At 62.5% G+C, this 19,884-nt stretch carries 21 protein-coding genes and 1 tRNA gene; 7 read left to right on the top strand and 15 right to left on the bottom strand.

Features of this window, described 5'->3' with window-relative positions; genetic code table 11:
• Position 1: 1 nt before the first annotated feature.
• The 3 genes from lysA to K1X12_RS02860 all read left to right on the top strand — a co-directional run bounded on the left by lysA (position 2) and on the right by K1X12_RS02860 (position 4,997).
• Positions 2-1,276 carry a diaminopimelate decarboxylase gene (gene lysA / locus K1X12_RS02870; protein ID WP_220986130.1) on the top strand — a complete coding sequence of 425 codons (1,275 nt, stop codon included), beginning with the start codon at positions 2-4 and terminating at the stop codon, positions 1,274-1,276.
• Positions 1,255-3,969, top strand: a complete 2,715-nt coding sequence (locus tag K1X12_RS02865; RefSeq protein ID WP_220986129.1) for a DUF4175 domain-containing protein — start codon at positions 1,255-1,257, stop codon at positions 3,967-3,969. The genes lysA and K1X12_RS02865 overlap by 22 nt, the downstream gene beginning before the upstream one ends.
• 65 nt (positions 3,970-4,034) lie before the next feature.
• Positions 4,035-4,997 carry an MBL fold metallo-hydrolase gene (locus tag K1X12_RS02860; protein WP_220986128.1) on the top strand — a complete coding sequence of 321 codons (963 nt, stop codon included), beginning with the start codon at positions 4,035-4,037 and terminating at the stop codon, positions 4,995-4,997.
• A gap of 3 nt (positions 4,998-5,000) precedes the next feature.
• Here the strand turns inward: K1X12_RS02860 and K1X12_RS02855 are convergent, their stop codons facing one another.
• The 5 genes from K1X12_RS02855 to K1X12_RS02835 are packed head-to-tail and all read right to left on the bottom strand — an operon-like array spanning position 5,001 to position 7,114.
• The gene (locus K1X12_RS02855) at positions 5,001-5,573 is read right to left on the bottom strand and encodes a cob(I)yrinic acid a,c-diamide adenosyltransferase (protein ID WP_220986127.1); all 573 of its coding nucleotides are present in this window, start codon (positions 5,571-5,573) and stop codon (positions 5,001-5,003) included.
• A 19-nt stretch (positions 5,574-5,592) separates the two neighbouring features.
• Entirely contained in the window at positions 5,593-5,805 is a 213-nt protein-coding gene (locus tag K1X12_RS02850) for a twin transmembrane helix small protein (protein ID WP_220986126.1), read from the bottom strand.
• 49 nt (positions 5,806-5,854) lie between these two features.
• Positions 5,855-6,523 carry an EI24 domain-containing protein gene (locus K1X12_RS02845; protein WP_220986125.1) on the bottom strand — a complete coding sequence of 223 codons (669 nt, stop codon included), beginning with the start codon at positions 6,521-6,523 and terminating at the stop codon, positions 5,855-5,857.
• Entirely contained in the window at positions 6,523-6,834 is a 312-nt protein-coding gene (locus tag K1X12_RS02840; RefSeq protein WP_220986124.1) for a cell division protein ZapA, read from the bottom strand. The genes K1X12_RS02845 and K1X12_RS02840 overlap by 1 nt, the downstream gene beginning before the upstream one ends.
• Positions 6,821-7,114 (bottom strand): DUF4164 family protein, encoded by a 294-nt coding sequence (locus K1X12_RS02835; RefSeq protein WP_220986123.1) that lies wholly within the window; start codon positions 7,112-7,114, stop codon positions 6,821-6,823. The genes K1X12_RS02840 and K1X12_RS02835 overlap by 14 nt, the downstream gene beginning before the upstream one ends.
• A 106-nt stretch (positions 7,115-7,220) precedes the next feature.
• On the opposite strand from K1X12_RS02835, the gene tkt reads away from it, so the two are divergent.
• A complete protein-coding gene (tkt, locus tag K1X12_RS02830; protein WP_220986122.1) occupies positions 7,221-9,194 on the top strand; it encodes a transketolase in 1,974 nt (657 codons plus the stop codon).
• Position 9,195: 1 nt separating this feature from the next.
• Here tkt and K1X12_RS02825 read toward each other — a convergent pair whose 3' ends face one another.
• Positions 9,196-10,326 carry a citrate synthase gene (locus tag K1X12_RS02825; RefSeq protein ID WP_220986121.1) on the bottom strand — a complete coding sequence of 377 codons (1,131 nt, stop codon included), beginning with the start codon at positions 10,324-10,326 and terminating at the stop codon, positions 9,196-9,198.
• Positions 10,327-10,403: 77 nt separating this feature from the next.
• Here K1X12_RS02825 and K1X12_RS02820 point away from each other — a divergent pair, with 77 nt between their 5' ends.
• Positions 10,404-11,471 carry a citrate synthase/methylcitrate synthase gene (locus K1X12_RS02820; RefSeq protein WP_220986120.1) on the top strand — a complete coding sequence of 356 codons (1,068 nt, stop codon included), beginning with the start codon at positions 10,404-10,406 and terminating at the stop codon, positions 11,469-11,471.
• A 7-nt stretch (positions 11,472-11,478) separates the two neighbouring features.
• Here the strand turns inward: K1X12_RS02820 and K1X12_RS02815 are convergent, their stop codons facing one another.
• Positions 11,479-11,919: a hypothetical protein gene (locus K1X12_RS02815; protein ID WP_220986119.1), complete on the bottom strand. Its 441-nt coding sequence runs from the start codon at positions 11,917-11,919 to the stop codon at positions 11,479-11,481.
• Complete coding sequence (locus K1X12_RS02810; protein ID WP_220986118.1) at positions 11,916-12,401, bottom strand: MmcB family DNA repair protein; 486 nt, start codon at positions 12,399-12,401, stop codon at positions 11,916-11,918. The genes K1X12_RS02815 and K1X12_RS02810 overlap by 4 nt, the downstream gene beginning before the upstream one ends.
• Before the next feature lie 167 nt (positions 12,402-12,568).
• Between K1X12_RS02810 and K1X12_RS02805 the strand changes: the two genes are divergently transcribed.
• Positions 12,569-13,456, top strand: a complete 888-nt coding sequence (locus K1X12_RS02805; RefSeq protein ID WP_220986117.1) for an RNA polymerase factor sigma-32 — start codon at positions 12,569-12,571, stop codon at positions 13,454-13,456.
• Here K1X12_RS02805 and K1X12_RS02800 read toward each other — a convergent pair whose 3' ends face one another.
• The 4 genes from K1X12_RS02800 to K1X12_RS02785 all read right to left on the bottom strand — a co-directional run bounded on the left by K1X12_RS02800 (position 13,457) and on the right by K1X12_RS02785 (position 16,878).
• Positions 13,457-14,029 (bottom strand): hypothetical protein, encoded by a 573-nt coding sequence (locus K1X12_RS02800; protein ID WP_220986116.1) that lies wholly within the window; start codon positions 14,027-14,029, stop codon positions 13,457-13,459. It lies immediately after the preceding gene.
• Entirely contained in the window at positions 14,026-15,204 is a 1,179-nt protein-coding gene (locus tag K1X12_RS02795) for a M48 family metallopeptidase (RefSeq protein ID WP_220986115.1), read from the bottom strand. The genes K1X12_RS02800 and K1X12_RS02795 overlap by 4 nt, the downstream gene beginning before the upstream one ends.
• Positions 15,205-15,213: 9 nt before the next feature.
• Positions 15,214-16,026, bottom strand: a complete 813-nt coding sequence (locus K1X12_RS02790) for a hypothetical protein (RefSeq protein WP_220986114.1) — start codon at positions 16,024-16,026, stop codon at positions 15,214-15,216.
• A gap of 78 nt (positions 16,027-16,104) precedes the next feature.
• Positions 16,105-16,878 (bottom strand): thermonuclease family protein, encoded by a 774-nt coding sequence (locus K1X12_RS02785; RefSeq protein WP_220986113.1) that lies wholly within the window; start codon positions 16,876-16,878, stop codon positions 16,105-16,107.
• A 121-nt stretch (positions 16,879-16,999) separates the two neighbouring features.
• On the opposite strand from K1X12_RS02785, the gene K1X12_RS02780 reads away from it, so the two are divergent.
• Positions 17,000-17,076: transfer RNA gene (locus K1X12_RS02780), tRNA-Arg, on the top strand.
• 393 nt (positions 17,077-17,469) lie between these two features.
• On the opposite strand, the gene K1X12_RS02775 is transcribed toward K1X12_RS02780, so the two are convergent.
• Genes K1X12_RS02775 through K1X12_RS02765 form a run of 3 tightly spaced genes read right to left on the bottom strand, consistent with a single transcriptional unit; the run spans position 17,470 to position 19,765 of the window.
• Positions 17,470-18,312, bottom strand: coding sequence for a ribokinase (locus K1X12_RS02775; protein ID WP_220986112.1), 843 nt, complete (start codon positions 18,310-18,312; stop codon positions 17,470-17,472).
• Positions 18,309-19,241 carry a nucleoside hydrolase gene (locus K1X12_RS02770; protein ID WP_220986111.1) on the bottom strand — a complete coding sequence of 311 codons (933 nt, stop codon included), beginning with the start codon at positions 19,239-19,241 and terminating at the stop codon, positions 18,309-18,311. Before K1X12_RS02770 ends, K1X12_RS02775 begins: the two co-directional genes overlap by 4 nt.
• Complete coding sequence (locus K1X12_RS02765; RefSeq protein WP_220986110.1) at positions 19,238-19,765, bottom strand: thioesterase family protein; 528 nt, start codon at positions 19,763-19,765, stop codon at positions 19,238-19,240. Before K1X12_RS02765 ends, K1X12_RS02770 begins: the two co-directional genes overlap by 4 nt.
• Positions 19,766-19,884 lie beyond the last annotated feature (119 nt).

Raw genomic sequence — 19,884 nt, 5'->3', positions numbered from 1 at the left:
CATGCATCACTTCAACTATGCCGGTGGCCGCCTTCAGTGCGAGGGCGTTGATCTCGGCCGGATAGCCGATGAAGTCGGCACGCCGGTTTACGTTTATTCGACAGCGACGCTGGAGCGCCATGCGCAGGTGATCGCCGAAGCGTTCAGCGGCCAGAAGGTGCTGATCGCGTATTCGGTGAAGGCCAATGGCAACCTGGCCGTGCTTGCAACGCTGGCGGCGCAGGGATGCGGCGCAGATGTTGTCAGCGGCGGCGAGATGCAGCGCGCGATGAAGGCGGGCATTCCGGCCTCAAGGATCGTGTTCTCCGGCGTCGGCAAGACGGCTGCAGAGATGAAGCTGGCGCTGGAAGCCGGCATCCATCAGTTCAATGTGGAGAGCGCAGGCGAACTGCGCCTTCTGTCCAAAGTGGCGAGCGGCTTGGGTAAGCAAGCCCCCATCGCCCTGCGCGTGAACCCGGATGTCGCCGCTGGCGGCCACCCGAACATCTCGACCGGCAAATCTGGCGACAAGTTTGGTGTGCCCTGGGGCGAAGCCGAAGCGCTGTATGCCGAAGCCGGAAGCCTCCCGGGCATCCGGGTTGTGGGTGTCGACGTGCATATCGGCAGCCAGATTGGCGAGCTCGGCCCCATGCGCGCGGCGTTTGAAAAAGTCGTCGCGCTGGCGCTGCGCCTGCGGTCGAAGGGGCATGACATTGCCCGGATCGATGTCGGCGGCGGCCTGGGCATTCCCTATCGCGAGACCGACGCCCCGGCGGCGCCCTCGGACTATGCCGCGATGATTGCCGAGGTCACGGCAGGGCACGGCTTTGAGGTGATCCTTGAGCCGGGCAGGGTGATCGCTGGCAATGCCGGCGTTCTGCTGACCACCGCTCTCTATGAGAAAGAAGCGCCGGACCGGACCTTCCTGATCATTGATGCCGGGATGAACGATCTTATCCGTCCGGCGCTTTACGGCGCCCATCATGACATTCGTCCCCTTGCCGAACCCAAAGCAGGCACGCCGGACAAGACCTATGATGTTGTCGGTCCGATCTGCGAGTCGACTGACAAGTTTGCAACCGCCCGCAGCCTTCCGGCGGTGGCGGCGGGGGACCGTCTCGCATTCATGTCTGCAGGCGCCTATGGCGCGGTCCTTTCTTCGGCCTACAATGCCCGTCCACTGGTTCCGGAAGTTCTGGTCAATGGCGAGCACTATAGCATCGTGCGCCGCCGGCCGGACTTTGAGGAAATGACGATGCTGGAAGAGGTGCCCGATTGGATCAGGACGAAGGCCTGAACACGCTGGGGAAGAAGCTGGCGGCCACGCGCCGCCGGTTGACGCTTCTGGCGCTCGGCCGCGCCTGTTGGCCCGCCTTTGTATTCATTGGTTTCTTTCTCGCGATTGCGCTCGCGGGAGGGTTTGACCGGCTGAGCAATTTCCTCGCGGCGGCCATCCTGCCGGTTCTGATTTTGGCCGGCATTGGCCTCGCAACGTTCTCCTGGCGGCGTTACAGCAAGCCGTCTGAAGATGAGGTAACCCGCGCGCTCGACGGGCAGTCGGAATTGCGCCCGGTAAGTTCGCTGACCGATCGCCCGGCAGACCCGTCTGCGGTTCCGGCAAGTCTCTGGCGGGTGCATAAGGCGCGCCTGATTGCTGAAATCGGCAATCTGCGTTTGCCGTCCCTGAAGCGGGAATGGACCGCGCTTGATCCCTATCGTTTGCGCTTTGTGGTGCCCGTGGCTGTCATCGCGCTTGCGCTGATAGCGGGGCCTGCTGGGCCGGGCCGGATCATGCGCGCGCTGAGCCCCGACCTCGGCGCCCTGGCGGGCGCAGACAAGATGGTTGTGGAGGCCTGGGTTACGCCGCCGGAATATACCGGGCGGGCGCCCATCTTCCTGCAGGCAGGTATGAAGGATGTTCGCATTCCGGTCGGCTCTGAAGTGACCCTGCGCACGCAGGCGCCGTCCGCGCCGAAGCTCGTCCTGCGCGGGGACAAGCGCAAGACAAAGCGGTTCTCCAAGACGCCGGAGGGCGCATACGAAGCCCGCGCGAGAATTGAGAGTGACACACGGCTCACCGTGAACTGGTGGGGCGAGCGGGCGCGCTGGAATTTTTCGATCCTGCCGGACGAAGCGCCGCTGATTGCATTCGACACCCTGCCGGAACCAGGGCCGCGTGATCAGGTGCAGTTCAAATGGAAGGCAGACGACGATTATGGCGTCGTGGCCGTTGAGCTGGCCATTCGCCTGCGGGAGCCGCATCCGGCTGATCCGGAGGCGGAGGACCGCGTGCCGGTTCCGATGCCGGGCGCGGCAGGAGCCAAGGAGGCAGCGGCGGCAGCGCAGCTCGACCTGACGCGCCACCGCTGGGCAGGACTTCCGGTGGATGTTCGCCTCGTCGCGCGCGATGGCTCGGGGCAGGAGGGCTTCAGCGAGTCCATTCCTTTCATACTGCCAGAGAAGCTGTTCCTCGATCCGCTTGCCAAGGCGACGCAGGAAGCGCGCGTGACCGTGCTGCGCGAACCGCGCTCATACGCTGAGCTTGAAAAGAATGGGCAAGCACTGACGGACGGAGCGATCAATACGGCGGCCGCGGGCCGGCTGGATTCCGCTCCTGAGGGCGTTCGGCAAGCCGCGCTCATGCTGGACGCGCTGACTTATCGCGGAGAGATGTTCTTCAATGACCTTGGCGCATTCATGGGCCTGCGTATGGCGCTCGGGACGCTGCAGTCTGCGGGAACCAAGGCGGAAGCCGACGCAGTTGAGCCTCTGCTCTGGTCGATTGCGCTGAAGCTTGAGTACGGAAGCGTGGCCGACGCGCGCGCACGCCTCGAAGCAGCCCGCGCCGCGCTGGAACGCGCTTTGCGGGAGGGCGCGCCGGAAGAAGAAATCCGCAGGCTGATGGAAGCGTTCCGCGACGCAGCGAATGAATATCTCGCCGCCAAAATGGCCGAAGCGATGGCAGGCGGCCTCGATGCGCCCGAGCAGCAGGAAGACAGCGAGGCGCAGGCCGGCGGAGACTCCCTCGGTGGGCAGGACTTCGAAGACATGCTGAATGCGCTGCAGGACCTCACGGAGACCGGCGCCAGCGAACAGGCGCGCCAACTGCTTTCCGACATCACCAACATGCTGCAGAACCTCGAATTCCAGCGTGGGCAGGGGGATGGCAACGGGATGCCGGGAATGCCCGGTGAGCAAGCGGAAGGGGAAGAGAGCGATCTTCCTCCGGAAGAGCAAGCAATGACAGATGCCATGCGGCGGCTTTCGGAGATCCTCCGTGAACAACGTCAACTGAATGATGATACGCTTGCGCAGCAACGCGGCGAAGAACCCCGCGGCAATTCCAACAACCAGCCAAATGGCCAGCAGCAGCCCGGCGAAGGTTCGCAGCAGGGTGAGGGCGGTGACATGGAAGGTGAGGGAACCGGGCAGGGAGAGCGGCCCGGTGAAGACGGCGGCGGCGTGCGCGAGGGAGAGGGCGAAAGCGGCTCTGGCCGGGGCGGCACGCTGGCAGAGCGCCAGGCTGAGCTGGGTAAACTCGTTGAAGAGCTTGCGCGGCGCGGTGGGCGCAGCGGCGAGGATGGTGAAGAGGGCGCATCTGTGCCGGGCGCCGGCCTCGATGAAGAAACCCTGAGGTCAATCCTCGATGCCCAGCGCCGGGCTGAACGCTCCCTGCAGGGAGGAAATGAGGGGCGCGCGATCATGGATCAGGAACGCGCCACGCAGATGCTTTCCGAGCTTTCCCGCGAGATGGCGCGGCAGATCGATGAGATGCGTTCCGCCCGCCTTGGCCAGCAGGGACAAAATTCCAACGATCCGCTGGGGCGCCCGCTCACAGGCGCTGGCAATGACGGGGAGGGGATCGACATCCCGTCTGAATCCGAACGCCAGCGCGCGAAGGATATTCTTGAGGAACTCCGCCGCCGTTATGGCGAAGCCGAGGATGAAGAAGAGCGTGAGTACCTGCGGCGCTTGCTGGAGCGCTTCTGAGCCGGGACTTGCGGGGCGCTACGCCGCGTGGTCTCCTCCGCCCAAAATAATGACGGGAGGAAATCATGGCGGCGCGTTGGGAATATTCCAAAGGCCTCAAGGATATCGGGAATGGGCTTTATGCCTGGCTCCAGCCCGATGGTGGCTGGGGCTGGTCCAATGCGGGGTTGATCCGCGACGGGGAAGCATCCCTTCTGGTCGATACACTTTTCGACATGGCGCTTACCCGCGACATGCTGGACGCAATGGCCGACGCGACCGGCATTGAAGCGGCCAGGATCGGAACCATCGTCAACACGCATGCCAATGGCGATCATTGCCACGGTAATGGCTGTTGTCCGCAGGCGGAGATCATTGCGTCAGAGGCAAGCGCCCGCGAGATGGCAGAAGTGCCGCCAGCCATGCTGGCGCAGTTCAAGAAGCTGGGTTCTCAGCTTGGCCCTGCGGGTTCCTATTTCGCTGACATATTTGCGCCTTTCGATTTCGAAAATGTGGATGAGCGGGCGCCCACGCGAACATTCTCGGGATCGCTTGATCTCAAGGTTGGCGACAAGGCCGTTCGCTTGATCGAGGTCGGGCCGGCGCACACAGGCGGGGATGTGCTCGTGCATGTTCCCGGAGACCGGACAGTGTTTACCGGGGATATCCTCTTTATCGATGGCACGCCGCTGATGTGGGTAGGGCCGGTGGCGAACTGGATCCGCGCCTGCGAGACAATCATCGCCATGGATGTCGATGTCATTGTTCCGGGGCATGGTCCGATTACGGACAAGGCTGGCGTTCGGCGGGTTGCAGACTATCTGGCCTATGTCGACCAGGAGGCGCGTAAACGCTTTGAGGCTGGGCTTGGCGTTCGGGAGGCGGCGCTCGATATTGCGCTAGGCGATTTTTCCAATTGGGGTGATGCGGAGCGGATCGCGGTCAATGTAGATAGTCTTTACCGGGAATACCGGGGTGATGGGAAGGTGACCCCAGTGATCGAGCTCTTTGCGCTGATGGCGGAGGTAAGGGACGCGCAGCGGCGCTGAGGCTCAGCGATTGGCGCCGGGCACCCATTTTACGTCGTCTGTGCCATTACTGTTTGCGGCGCGTCCGGCGACGAACAGCCAGTCCGACAAGCGATTGATGAACGCCAGCGCCTCCGGATTTACGGGCTCGTCATCCATGCTGGCCAGCTCTGCCATGGCGCGCTCCGCACGGCGGCAAAGCGTGCGCGCAACATGCAGATGTGCAGCGAGACGGGAGCCACCCGGCAGGATGAAGCTGTCGAGCGGCGCAATGTGCTCGTTCATGGCGTCGATTTCTTCTTCGAGGCGGGTCACTTGAGAGGTGATGATGCGCAGCGGTGTCCATTCCAGAACGCGGCCACGATCTGGGGTGGAGAGGTCTGCGCCAAGATCGAAGAGATCGTTCTGGATACGGCGGATGCGGGCAAGCAGTTCTCCATCTGCCTCGAGCGCTGCTACGCCGAGCGCCGCGTTGAGCTCGTCGACAGTGCCATAGGCGGCGACGCGAGGATGCCATTTGGCAACCTGTTCTCCGGTGGAGAGGCGGGTTTGGCCTTTATCGCCGGTGCGCGTGTAGATCTTGTCGAGCCGTACCATGAGCGATCCTTCTAATCCGTCAGCCGCCAAAGCGGATGGCACCGGCCGCAATCCCGATCAGGACGAGGAAGGCAATTGCCACGGCCTGGAAAATTACCCGAATCCGCATCAGCTTGTTAGACCGGCTGACCTGATTTTCATCCCGGCGAACAAGGTTTGCCACACCTATCACGAGAACGACGGCAACACCGATAAGCGCGGCATAGAAGCCGATTGTCAGAAACTGTTGCATGGCGCCTCGCCTTTCATCTTCCTGTTAGAGCGATCCTAGACTTCTACGCTCATTTACGCCCTGCTGCATCAGGTCGCGGCAGATTGTTCACCAACCGGACCATGGCGCTGGCACCGACCAAGGGTGCAAAGAACGGGACGACCGAGCAAGCGAGGCCGACGAGAAATACCGAGATGCCGTGCCGGTTGCGCAGGGTGACGGCCTGTCGAAAACTCATCTGCCGAGCTGCGGCGAGCGTGGCGTATTCCCGGCCCATAAGGGCGCCGTTCAGCAGGAAGAACACCGCCACATTCACCCCAGGAATGAAATAGAGGGGAATAACCACAAGGTTGAGCACAAGGGCCGGGAGGGCAATCTTCAGGCCGTTTGCAATGCCTTCACTCAAAGGGGGAGTGCGGGCCTTTGGCGCGCCAATCGCTTTCTCCACGCGCTCGGCTGCAAAATCGAACAGGAAGCCTCCGACAAGCATTGAGACGGCGGGCGATAGTGCAATCGCCACTATAAGAAGCACCACACTGGCGGCTATTTCTCCTGCCGAACTGGCATAGCTTAGCCAGCCGGATCCCTCGGGAATGAGCGGCCGGATGTAGCGGATCAAGCTATAGGCCGCGCCGCCCGTCAGGGCGATGGCGATGGCAAGATTGAGTAATGCGAACAGAGTCAGGCGGCCGAATATCAGATCCCCGATGCCGCCGAGAATAGCGCCAAGGGCGCGCATTACACGCTTCCGCCGTTTTCCAGCCGCGCCGCCAGCGCTTCAACCTTGGCCGCCATGGCCCCGACGAGCAGGGCGGCACGCCGTTCGGCCGCTGACGGGACATCTGATTGGCGCGATGCGTCCAGCTCATCTAGCAACGCAAGGGCGGCGATCAGCAGTAACCTGTCGTCGCCAATATCTCCCACCGCCGAGGAAATACTAGTAAGGCGCGCGTCCAGTTGTTCTGCCAGCCGTTTTACGCGGACTTCCTGGCCCGGCGCGCAGGCTATGGAATAGCTGCGGCCACGGATGTGGATATCAGCCTTGGCCATCGCCGGTCTCCCTCTCGTCCGGTTCCAGCGCCGCCCGGACCTCCTCAATCGCAGAGCCGAGAGCTTCGCTGGCTTCATCCGCAAGGGCCTGGAGTTCCTGTTCCCGGGCTAGGGCTTCGTCCAGCTGACCAGCAATCTGTGCCCGGTCCAAAACTAACGCTGAAATCTCTGCCCGAAGCAGAGCCGGGTCGCCTGCGCGGGCCAAATGGGCTTCAAGCGCCACTTCAAGGCGCTTTAGGGCTGCGTCGAGGCGCGTCGCTGCCGAGTCCATCTCTTCCATCAGTTAATGGACTATCTGCATTGGTTTGCGTCGCCAAGCGCCTTGACGGGGGCGGGCAAGTCTGGCCTAGCACGCACGGGCAGAAAAAATCCGGGAGACCAGCAGAATGGCTGTCACGAACCGCGACATGGCCAACGCCGTGCGCGCCCTTTCCATGGACGCAGTCGAAGCCGCCAAATCTGGCCATGTGGGCCTACCGCTCGGCATGGCGGACGCCGCTACCGTCCTTTTCCGCAAATTCCTGAAGTTTGATCCGAAAGCCCCTAACTGGGCTGATCGCGACCGGTTTATCCTGTCTGCAGGTCACGGATCCATGCTGATCTACTCGCTGCTGCACCTGACGGGTTATGCCTCGGTCAGCCGCGATGACATCCGGAACTTCCGCCAGCTGGGCGCGAACACGCCTGGTCACCCGGAAAACTTCGTAACGCCCGGCGTCGAGACTACCACCGGCCCGCTGGGGCAGGGCATCGCTACCGCTGTGGGGATGGCGATGGCAGAGCGCCACCTTAATGCGCGCTTCGGCAATGACCTGGTTGACCACAGAACCTGGGTCATTGCTGGTGATGGCTGCCTCATGGAAGGCATCAGCCAGGAAGCGATCACGCTGGCCGGGCACCTGAAGCTCAACAAGCTGATTGTCCTGTTCGACGACAACGCAGTCACCATTGATGGCGGCACGGATCTGTCTGACGCGACCGACCAGTGCGCCCGCGTTGAAGCCTCCGGCTGGGTTTCCCGCCGCGTGGACGGCCATGACGAGAAAGACGTTGAGGCGGCTCTGAAATGGGCAACGAAGCAGAAGAAGCCTGTTCTTCTGGCCGTTAAAACCGTTATCGGCTTTGGTGCCCCCAAGCTGGCAGGCACCGGCAAGGCACATGGCGGCCCTTATGGTGCTGAAGAGATCGAAGGTATCCGCAAGGCGCTGAACTGGCCGCATGCTCCGTTTGAAGTGCCTGAAGCAATTGAAAAGGCCTGGGCGAAGACCGGCGAGCGTGGCGCGACCGAACACGCCGCCTGGAAAAAACGCCTCGCGGCCAATGCCCACAAAGGCGAGTTCAACGCCGCCATTTCCGGCCGCCTTCCCAAAAACCTTGGCAAGGCAATCGCCAAGCACAAGAAGGCCGTGGCGGAAGGCGGCGCTTCCAAAGCAACGCGCGTTTGGAGCGGCGAAGCGCTGGAAGTGATCACCGGTCTGGTGCCGGAAATGATCGGTGGCTCGGCCGACCTGACCGGTTCCAACAACACCAAGACCAGCCACACGGCGCCGCTGACCCCGAAAAACTGGGGTGGGCGTTACATCCATTACGGTGTACGTGAGCATGGAATGGCGGCTGCGATGAACGGCATGTCGCTGCATGGCGGCATCATTCCGTATTCGGGCACCTTCCTCGTGTTCGCCGATTACAGCCGCGCGGCGATCCGCCTGGGAGCCCTGATGGGAACGCAGGTCGTGCACGTCATGACCCACGACTCCATTGGCCTTGGCGAAGATGGCCCCACCCACCAGCCGGTGGAACAGGTTGCCTCTCTGCGCGCGATGCCGAACATGGTTGTCTTCCGCCCGGCAGACGGCGTGGAAACGGCTGAGTGCTGGGAACTTGCCCTGCATCGCCAGGACGGCCCGACGACGCTGGCGCTGACCCGCCAGAACGTTGCGCCCGCCCGCAAGACGCATACGGAAGAGAACCTGACCGCCAAGGGCGGCTATGTCCTTTCGCCGGCAGGCAAGGGCAAGGAGCGCGCCGTCATCGTCGCGACCGGTTCGGAAGTCGAGATTGCGCTGAAGGCGCAGGCGATGCTGGCAGCTGACGGCATCGCGGCGCGCGTTGTTTCCATGCCCTCCATGGAACTGTTTGCACAGCAGGACGCCACCTACCGGACTGAAACGCTTGGCAAGGACCTTCCGAAGGTTGCGGTTGAAGCGGGCGTCCGTTTCGGCTGGGATCGCTGGATCGGCGCAGAGGGCGGCTTTGTTGGCATGGACAGCTTCGGCGCCAGCGCCCCCTATCAGAAGCTTTACCAGCATTTCGGCATCACGGCGGAAGCCGTTGTTGCCGCAGTGAAGGAACGGGTCTGATCTAAGTTCCGATATAGTTCGCCCTCGGGCGGATTGGCTTGTCGCTGGCGCGCTGCTCTATGGCATGTGCGATCCAGCCGGCCATCCGCCCGCTGGCGAATATCAGGAAGGGTGCATCATCCGGCAAAGCTAGCTGCAGTGTCATTGCGGCCAGGGCCATGTCGATGTTTGCCTTTGCGCCGGCTTCCGTTTCTGCCGCTCGGATAGCTGCCTTCAGCCGCGCATCCGGCTTCAGCCAGCGGAGCAGGGCAGCGGCCCTGGGGTCGCCCTCCGGATAAAGCGTGTGCCCTATCGCTGGAATAGCAGATCCGTGTGCGGACAGGGCGGCCAGGGCAGGCTTCGCGCCGACAGCTATTGCGCGTTTCAGATATGTCAGCGCACGCGCTGAAGCTTCCCCATGCAGGGGGCCGGTCAGGGTAGCGCATCCCGCCAGAGCGCAGGCCGCGAGCGGCGCGCCGGTAGACGCGGCCACCCGCGCTGCAAAGGTGGATGGATTAAGTTCGTGATCGGCGACTAATACCAGGGCGCGGCGAACAAGATCCGTGCCCCTTGGCGACAGGCCCCAGTGCCGTGCCAGGCGTTGATGGAAAAAGCCGCGTCCGCTTGCACCGGTTATCGCAGAGCAGAAGCCTGCAACGAGTTCGGCGCCTTCACTGGCGAGCGCGGTGGTGTTCCGGCCGATGCTGGCCGCATCGCGCGCAGCCCTGCCTGCGAGAAAGTTCAGGGCACGTTCCTTGCCGCTCGCGCCGCCTGCGGGTGTGTCGCTTGCTCTGGGCGGCGACAACCTATCGGCGTTCCATAGAAGGGCTGCGGCTTCCTCCAGCGTTGCATCGGCCGCGAAACGAACAGCGTCCTTTCCCCTATAGATCAGCCGGCCACTGCGAACCGTTGTGATTGCCGTTTCCATGACCGGGTCGCCCCAGGCAATGGCGGCATGGGCAATCGCGCTGCGGCCCCGGCCACTGCGGCGGCGCGCCACCAGGGCGGCGATATCCGCCGATGAGTAGAGGCTCGCGCGGGGGTCGTCCGCATCCGGCTTGGCGGACACGAGGCCGCGGCTGACATACGCATAGAGGGTTTGGGGCTTTACCCCCAACTCACGCAAAGCTTCTCGGCGGTGTATCCACGTCATATGTTGATTATATTGATCAAGATTGACGCTGACCAGTGCCAGGTCGACATAAGCTCCATAGATTAATGGAGAAGCTCATGGATTCCGGACTGGAGAATGTTGTTGCCGCCGAGACAGTGCTTTCGGATGTAGACGGACAGAATGGTCGCCTTGTCATCAGAGGGTGGCCCATTGAGATGCTATCGGCGTCCATGGCGTTTGAAGATGCGGCACATCTTGTGTGGCAGGGCTTCTTTGACGATCTGCCGGATGTGAGAGAACTCGGCGCGCGGCTGGGCGCGGCGCGGCGGGAGGTGTTCGGGCTCGTTTCCGAGTTGCCCGATGGTCTGGATGTCGTGTCGTTCCTTCGGGCGGGATGGGCTTTGCTGCCCGACGATGAAAGCCTCGATACCGCGATCCGGCTTGCGGCCGCGGGCCCGGTGTTTACGGCAGCCGCAATCCGGCGCGCGGCAGGCGACGCGCCGATTGCGCCGGATGCGGATCTCTCCCAATCAGCGGATTTCCTGCGCATGTTGACGGGCGTCGTGCCGGGGCAGGCTGAAGCCCGCGCGCTCGATGCTTATCTTGTAACGGTATGCGATCACGGACTGAATGCATCGACATTTGCCGCGCGTGTTGTTGCATCAACCCGGGCGGGGCTGACTTCGGCGGCGATCGCCGGGATTTCCGCGCTCAAAGGTCCACTGCATGGGGGCGCGCCTGGGCCGGTGCTCGATATGCTGGATGCGATTGGCGAACCGGAAAATGCCGAACGCTGGATCGACAGCGCGCTCGCCAAGGGGGAGCGTCTGATGGGTTTTGGCCACCGGGTCTACCGCGTTCGGGATCCACGCGCCGATGCGCTCAAGGCGGCGGTGGCGCGTCTGCCGGGAACAACCGGGCGCGTTGCGTTTGCCGAACATATTGAAAGCGCTGTTCTCGGACGGCTGGCGCGCAAATATCCCCAGCGCCGGCTGGAAACGAATGTCGAGTTTTATACTGCGCTCCTGCTGGAGGCGATCGGTCTGCCCAGAGAGGCGTTTACTGCCGTCTTCGCGTGTGGCCGCGTTCTAGGCTGGACGGCGCATGCGCGTGAACAGATCGAGGAGGGGCGGCTGGTGCGCCCGCGCTCGGTTTACAAGGGGCCGGTGCCGGAGATGGCTTAGGCGATCTTCAGCCTTTCAGATTCTTGCTGAACAGGTCCATCTGGTTGGGATCGGTCACTTTCTTGCGGCGGGTCTTGGTGCGGCCGCGCCGGAAGTAGAGGTCATCTGTGTGGTCTTCTGTGGGCTCCGGGGCAGGGGCGGGCTCGAAAGCCCGCTTCTCCGGCGGCCGCACATGGTTGGGATCAACCAGCTTCCACCAGCTGACCGCCACCACGGCATGGCCGGACGTATCTTCATACCGCTGGATGTGGCCGGCGGCGCCATCCGCGCCGAGCGCCTTGAAAAGCGCGTCTGCCTCTGCCTCTGGCATGTGCAGCCAGCTTGTTTCCAGGCCCTCCAGCGCAAGCCCGTGGGCAAATGTCATGGCTTCCCGACGGCTGCGCGCGGCGGGCGCGTCGGGCTTCAGGGCGTCTTCGAGGGATCGGGCAACAGGATAGGACAGGCTCATGGCAGCGGCGAGGTAAGCGTGTCCTCGCCCGGCGTCCAGCCTGTATCGTTCACGCTTGTGAGTCTGGACGCCGCGAGGCGTGCAAAGCGGAGCGTAACAGCCTTGCGCCGGGCCGCCGCTAAGCGGGCTTCCGGGGCATCCCGGATCACGGCGCCATAGAAGGCATCAGCGACGATCAGCCCGGCTTCAGGCGGGATCAGCTCCTGCGGAAAGTCGGAGGCCACCGCGAATGTCAGGCGGTCGCAATAGTCCATGTATTCGCGCCATTTATGGTCGGATTTGAAATCCTGGATCGAGGATTTGATCTCGATCATCCAGATGTCGCCGCCCGGCCCGACGGCGGCAATATCGGCCCGGCGGTTGTTGGCAAGGGTCATCTCCGTCACACCGTAATAGCCCAGCGCTGCAATGAGGCGCATCGTACCCCGGCAGATTTCAGCGGCGCGGCGGACAGGCTGGTCCTCATTGAAGGCGGCGGCCATGGTGATTGTTCCGGTATTGTTCCGGAGCACCCTAGGCCCCGGCGAAAGGCGGCGTCAAGCCGGTGGGCCGGAGATGACGTGAATTGGCGCTGCCGGATGATCCAGTTAGCGCGACGCTGCGTAGAGACAGTCAGGACAGTCAATTTCAACCGTTCAGGAGCATGCCCGTGCCGGGTGCGTATTCGGCAGCCAACCCCGCCGACAGGCAGTTTGTCAGGTCGGCCATGAAGGCGCCCTTGCTGGCGCCTGAGCATGAGGCGTCGCTTGCCCGGCGCTGGCGGCAAGGGAGCGACGAGGCTGCGCTGCATGAACTGACGACCGCCTACATGCGTCTGGTCATTTCGATGGCAGGCCGATTTCGCCATTACGGCCTGCCGATGGCCGATCTGGTTTCTGAAGGCAATGTCGGCCTGATGCAGGCTGCAGCGCGGTTCGAACCGGAACGTGAAGTCCGCTTCTCGACCTATGCGAGCTGGTGGATACGATCCGCAATTCAGGACTATGTGCTGCGCAACTGGTCGATCGTTCGGACCGGAACGACGGCCGCGCAGAAGTCCTTGTTCTTCAATCTCCGACGACTGAAGGCGCGTATCGACGACACTGGAGAGGGCTCGATGACGCCCGAGAATCAGGCCTGGGTCGCCCGGCATCTGGGCGTGACGATGCGCGACGTAGAGACGATGTCGGCGCGTCTGTCGGCGTCGGACCGGTCCTTGAATGCTCCGCTCGCCAGCGATGTCGATACCCAATGGCAAGATCTGATTGCGGACGAGGGCATTGTGCCGGAAGAGGCGGTGATGCAGGCGCGGGACGCCGAGCGCCGGCATCTCTGGATTCAGGAGGCCATGACTGCCCTCAATCCCCGGGAAACATACATAATCTCCCGGCGCCGCTTGGCTGAGGAACCTATTACGCTGGAGGCGTTGGGTGGGGAACTCGGTGTTTCTAAGGAGCGGGTACGCCAGATTGAGCATCAGGCGATGCAGAAGCTGAAGCAGGCCCTGGAGTCGATTGCCGGCGATCCGGAGACCGCCGGATTAATCCCGAATACCTGATCAGAGCAGGTTTATCGACTGGATCGCCTCATCCACTTCTTCCGCCGAGGCGTCATAATAATGGATGGCGGGAGCCATGAACAGCACAAGCTTTAAACCGTCTGTGGACGGAACGAAGGCTGCGTCGCCCCGGACATTGAGGCCATTTTCCCATTTGCCCTGAAGGTCGAACCGGATGCCTTTCTGGTCATCCAGCGATTCAGGACGAATGTTGGACGCCGCCATCTCGCTATAGCCGATGCGCTTCAGGCTCGACACGATGAAGTCAACCGTTTCAATTTCGCTGGCCGACTGGCGGTAGCGCGGAACGTCGGCATCTTTCGCGGCTCTGATCCAAGGCTTTCCGCTTTCAATGCTGGCGAAGTGCAGCCGGTTGAGCAGCAGCCCGTCCTTGGTCAGATATTCGCCGACCGTGGTTGTGTTCAGCTGTTCGGGCCAACGGGACCAGTCTTCTTTCAGAGTCACGTCGAAGCCGGCCGGCGAGGACACGAGACCCGCCGGAACGGCCTGGGGAGTAACCGCACACGCCGCAGCGGAGAGAAGGGCGAGGGAGGCGACAGTTAAGCGGATCATTGGATAGTGTCCTCAAGGTCGATAATCTGGGCTTCAACAAGTGCGCGATCGGCCGCGTCAGGAGCTTTCTCGAGATAAACTCTGAGATTCAGGGCTGCGTTGGCCATATCGCTTTTGTCTCGCTGGATAGCGGCGAGTTCGCGGTAGGCTTCAGCAGGTGCGTCTGCGGCGCCGATGGAGATAAGGAGCGCGGATTCGGCTTGCGCCTTGTCATCCGTTTCCCCGCGCATGAGGAATATCCGAGCCCGCGCGTATTGGAGAATGCCGATATCTTCCCCCTGGCGGAGCATACGCTCGCTGAGCGCCAGACTTGCGCCATAATCCTCGCCGGCGACGGTATCGAGCAGCCAGTCTTTCAGGTGCGGACGGATGAGTTCGCGATACTGGCGCCGCTGATCGTTTGATTGCGGCGGCGAGACTATCGTGGAATCGAGGAAGCGAACTCGCTCCTGGATCATCGGGTGGGTATCAAACATCCCATTCCTGTTCAGATCCTTGGCTTTGCGGCGATTGCTGGTCGCTTCCATTTCCGAATAGAGGTTCTTCCAGATCGCGGCGGCGCCCGCCGGATCAAGTCCGGCGGCTTGAGTAAATTCCAGGCCCAGACGATCGGCTTCCAGTTCCTGTTCCCGGCTGAAAGCAAAGGCGGAGCTGAAGCCCGCAACGTATCCGATCGACGAGAAGGCGCCTCCGCCGGCCCCGGCCAGCAGGCTTCCGACAACGGCGCCGGTTATATTTGCGTTCCGCATCGCGGCGTATTGTTCGAGCGAGTGGTTTTCGAGGAAATGGCCGAACTCGTGACCCAGGACGAAGGCGACCTCATCAATGGTTTCTGCGCGCAGCAGCAGCCCGGAATGCACGAGCATCATGCCATTGGGCGCCATGGAGGCGTTGAAGGACGGCTCTCTGATAATATAGACGCGCAGGTCGGCGCAGTGCGCGCCCGACAGGGTACAGGCGAGATCGGATATGCGGGCCTGCAAGGCCGGGTCGTCAATCACCCGGCCGGAGTGGCGGAGCGACTTTTCGAAATCCTCCATCTGATACCACATGCTGGCTTCTGTGGACTGAAGGTTCGACGGCTTCTGGCCAGCGGTGCGGGTGCCGTGGTCGGTTGATGCGCATGCCGCCAGTGTCGCCAGCGCGACCATCAGCGCGAGGGGTTTCGCAATCATCTGTGCTTCTCAATTCAGGGTGATGTTCTTCATCATGCGGGAGGTAATCCCCTGGGATTCTTCCACATCCCGCGCATCACCGCCGGCGGCGGTGCTGGTCGATATAATGTCGCCGGTTTTCAGGTCGACGATACGGGTCGTGGTTGCCCGCATGTTGGCCGAGGCCGGGACATAGCCGGTGGCTGCGCCAATCATCACTTGGGTGAGGAAAACACCGCCACTTTCAATCTGGCTATAGTGGTTGACGAACATTGCCTTGTCGGCGCCGTAGAGTGCGGCGAGCCGGCCCGCGTCCTTGCCAAGCGTCAGCTTCTGATTGGATGTAAACGCTTTGCCCTTGTGGGGCATTGGCGTTCCCGTTGACATCGCGACGACATCCCAAAGTAGCAGGAGCTGGCCGAGTTCCGGATCAGCATCAACGGTTTGCGGATCGAAATGGACGATGGATTTTCCCTGGCCTTCGAGGTTGGCAATCATGTGATTGTGGAAATTTTCCTTCGCCGCTTCAGACCAGTCAGCGCGCGTCTCCGCACCACCGGTTGTGATAAATACGACCTGTGCCTTCGGCGGCATCATCAGGATATCCGCATATTTAACAACAGGCACCGCCGTGGCCTCTGGCAGCGTCGCCATGTCCGCCTCGACTGCAATCGCTTTGGCACTCACTTCATCTATGGCGCTGGCTTCAGCGGGTGCCGCAAGGGCCGCGACCTCCGCAGACTCCGCGGCGTGCTCGCCATCGGATTGAGCGATTGCCGTCAGATTCAGGCAAAGAAATCCCGTAAGGAGCGCAGCGGCGCTCCTGGCAATGGGTGAGTGCATTTTGGTTTCCCCGACAAAGTATGCAACCTTTGGGTTCAACAAGTTTTTCGACACGTCAACTTGAATCGCGTCAAAGGGTCAGGGAATTTCGAGAAGCTCCACATTCAGTTCGTGGTTAATTTCCATACGGAGGTTCCGGACATAGCCGCGAACCCGCACGCGCGCTTCAGGCGGAAGCTGGCATAGCTTCGCGGCAGAGGTTTCGATTTCCAGCACGAGCAGCGAGCGCTCCAGGAACACATCGCATGAGGCGCCGCGGGCATCTGATCCCTGCATGCCGCTGCTGATCCCCTCCACGATCTGGAACCCTTCGAATGTGTCGGGCAATCGCGTCGCATCGGTGATTGCCCAGGCACGCCTGGCCCAGAGACCCGCTTTGGCGGCGCGCGCATCAGCTTCCATCGGCAGGAGGGGCGCGTTGGCAATGGCGGTGTCAGGATAGACCCGAACCCGCGCGACGCCGCGCTTTACCATCTCCGCATTCAGCCAGAGCTTGGGCCCCAGCGTATCTATCGTCATCACATGCGCAAGCGCGCGGTCGTATCGGTCGCGTGTCAGCCCGCCATAGCGCAGCTCCACTTCGCGGCCGAGCGCCATGTCTTCCAGCGCGCGTTTGGAATCCTCAAAGCCCGGATCGCCCTCGCTGCCACGAGAGGGGCCAGCGGGTGCTTCGATGCCGATGAGGCGCACGCTCTGTCCAGTCGAGAGGACGAGGGCATCGCCATCGATAACGCGGACAACGCGGCCGCGTTCGCCTTCGGCAAGACCGTCGAGTGGGTCGACAGGCTTGCCGCCGCAGGCCGCTGTCAGCAGCGCGGCCATCGCCAGGAGGGCAATTTTCAGATCCGGCATTCAGCGCCCTGTCTCGTCCACATTTCATCTATCGCGCGTTGGCGCCCTGCGAGGCAAGCCATCCGAGGCGACCTTTTACTCTTCAAATTGAGGCCGATTTCCGGTACGGGGACCGCTGGCTGGTCCCGTAGCTCAGCCGGATAGAGCGACAGATTCCTAATCTGTAGGTCGTGAGTTCGAATCTCGCCGGGATCACCATTTCTGTTTTGCTCGCGGCTGTTTCCGCGTCTTTGACGCGGAGCCGCTGTGCCTGCGCCTTGCTTGTGGGGGCGTCAGGGCATGTGGGGTTGGTTGAATCGTTTTTTGGTCGGACTGGCGTTTGCCATCCTCCGGGGCGCCCTCCCACAAACCGAACGGTACCGGCCCGGCTCCTTGTGGGAGGATGGGGGTGAGTTTGCAGGCGTGGGGAGGCCTGCCGGATAAGTTGGGCCAGCCCGCTCCATGGTTCGACTTCGCTCACCCTGAGCTTCGGGAGGGCGAGGCTTGGAACTTCAAGGGCTTATGGGTCACGGATAATCGCTTCCGCGATTCCGGGATGACGCGGGGAGGGGGTGTGCCAGTGTTGGATAGGGTGGGATCTATCCTGCGAGGTCAGCCCCGCAGCAGTGCTTCGACTTCGGCGCGGCGGGGAAGGCTGGGCTGGGCGCCGGGGCGGGTGCAGGCTAGCGCGCCGGCGGTGACGGCGTAGCGCAGGGCTTCTTCAGGGGGCTTCCCATTGATGAGGCTGACCGTGAGGGCGGCGCTGAAAGTGTCGCCAGCGCCGGTCGTGTCGATGACATGGACTTCCGGCGGGCGGGCGGATGTGATCTTCGCGCCGTCCTTCCAAAGTTCTGCGCCAGCGCCGCCAAGGGATATGGCGACATAACGGCCTGGCGCGTGCAGCGCGTCGCCATAGAACGCGGCTTCGGTTTCGTTGACGACGAGCAGGCTGGCGCGTTCCAGAAGGGTCGGAGGCACCGGCATGGCGGGGGCGAGATTGAGCGCGATGAAGCCGGTGGTGCGTTCAGCAGCGGCCAGCAGTGTTGCGGCAGGCACTTCCAGCACGCCCATCATATGCTTAATGTCCATGCCTTCGACATCACCCGGATCGAGCGCTTCGTTTGCCCCCGGACAAACGACGATCTGGTTTTCGCCCTCCTCGGAGACAGCGATCAGGGCAACGCCGGTGGTTTCGCCATTGATATACTGGGTGGCGGACAGGTCGACGCCGCCGGCGCGGAGGAGTTTCAGGGCTTCTTCGGCCATATCGTCATTGCCGACGGCCGCGATAAGGCGGACCTCGGCGCCAAGGCGGCGCGCGGCGAGCGCCTGATTGGCGCCCTTGCCGCCGGGATGACGCGCCAGGCGTGCGCCGGTGACTGTCTCGCCCGCCTTGGGCAGGGTTTTTCCTGTGCCGACAATGTCGAGATTTACAGAGCCAACGACCGTGATCATGGCTGCGCCTTCAAGATATCTTCAATCCGTGTAAAGAAAGCATCGGCATCTGCTCTGGTGACCCAGCGATGTGGGCCTTTCTTTGAGGACTTGACGCGCGTGCGGCCAAATTCCTTGCCCGGCCTGGTAACGACGCTGACGCGGGTCTGGACCGTTTCGAACATCTCAGGCGCAAGCAGCCAGGCGATGGTCGAAGGATCGTGCATCGGCACCTTGGTGCCAGGGCGGGCGCGGGCTTCCAGATTGTTAGCGGCTCGGAGCAGAGAGGCTATCATCTCGGCGCGCGGGCCACCGATGGCGGCGATACGGTCGATGCGCGCCTCCGTGGCGCGGACCTGATGGGACGCGTCGAGGCTGAGCAGGGTTGCCGGGATGCCGCTGTCGAGAACAGTGGCGGCGGCGTGGGGGTCGGCGAAGATGTTGAACTCGGCAAAGGGCGTGATGTTGCCGCCTTCAACGTTCGCGCCGCCCATGATGACGATTTCGGAAATGGCGTCTGCGATTTCGGGCGCCATCACAAGAGCGCAGGCAATGTTGGTCATCGGGCCGGTGACGACGAGGGTGAAGCTGCGCGCGGGCGAAGATTTCAGTTGGCGGATGATCTCGGTGACAGCATGGGCGGGCTTGAGCGGAGCTTTGGGCTCGAACACTTCAATGCCGTAGATGCCGCTTTCGCCGTGGAAATCTTCCGCCGTGACAGGCGCGCGCAGCAGGGGGCGGGGGCAGCCGGCAAAGACGGGGATGTCCGGGCGGCCCATCCGCTCGCAGATGAGGCGCGCATTGCGGCTGGTAAGGCGCAGCGGCACGTTGCCGGCAACCGTAGTGATGGCGCGCACGTCAAAACGGGGCGAGCCCAGCGCCATCATCAGCATGACGGCGTCGTCGATGCCAGGATCGCAATCGATGATCAGCGGAAGGGGCGGGGTCATACTGTGCGGGCTTTCAGGTCTTCAAGGATGGCGACTACAGACGGGGAAAGCGGCGGACTTTCCAAAGTGACGCCGAGGGCTTCCATTGCCATATCTGCTGTGACACGGAGCTTCTTGCGGCCAGTAAGGCGGGCGATCATCGTGCTTTCGGCATGGACGCGGCCATCGGCGGCAATGAAGGTGTGCTGGAAGACGAGGCGAGTATCCTCCCAACCGACAAGGCGGGTCTGTACCTCGAACTTCTGGGGGAAGCGCAGCATGCGCAGATAAGCGAAGGATTCGTACTGGATGACCGGCATCCAGCCGCGCTTGCGGAAGGCCATGAGCGCGCCCGTGCGGCCCATATAGTTCATGATCGCCAGATCGGTGAACGAGGAATAGCGGGAATTGGTCATGTGGCCCATCGGGTCCTGATCGCCCAGCCAGACAGCAGACCGAATGATGTGCAGGTCCATGAGATGGGTGCGTGCCCGGCTGAGCAGGGCAGGCAGGAAGATCCGAAGGAACCGGAAAAATAGGTTCATAGCGGCGGCACTCTACGCATTGCGGTGTTCACAAGCCCCTAATGGGGCGGGGACCGTCTATGCGAAGCCCATGCCGGAAAGGCAAGGCGCAGTGCAGCAAGGAAAAAGGGGGCCGTTGC

It is taken from the genome of Hyphomonas sediminis, from assembly GCF_019679475.1.
GTDB classification, from domain to species: Bacteria; Pseudomonadota; Alphaproteobacteria; order Caulobacterales; family Hyphomonadaceae; genus Hyphomonas; species Hyphomonas sediminis.
Note: the sequence above shows the minus strand (reverse complement) of the source record. Positions and strands in the feature narration are given on the sequence as shown.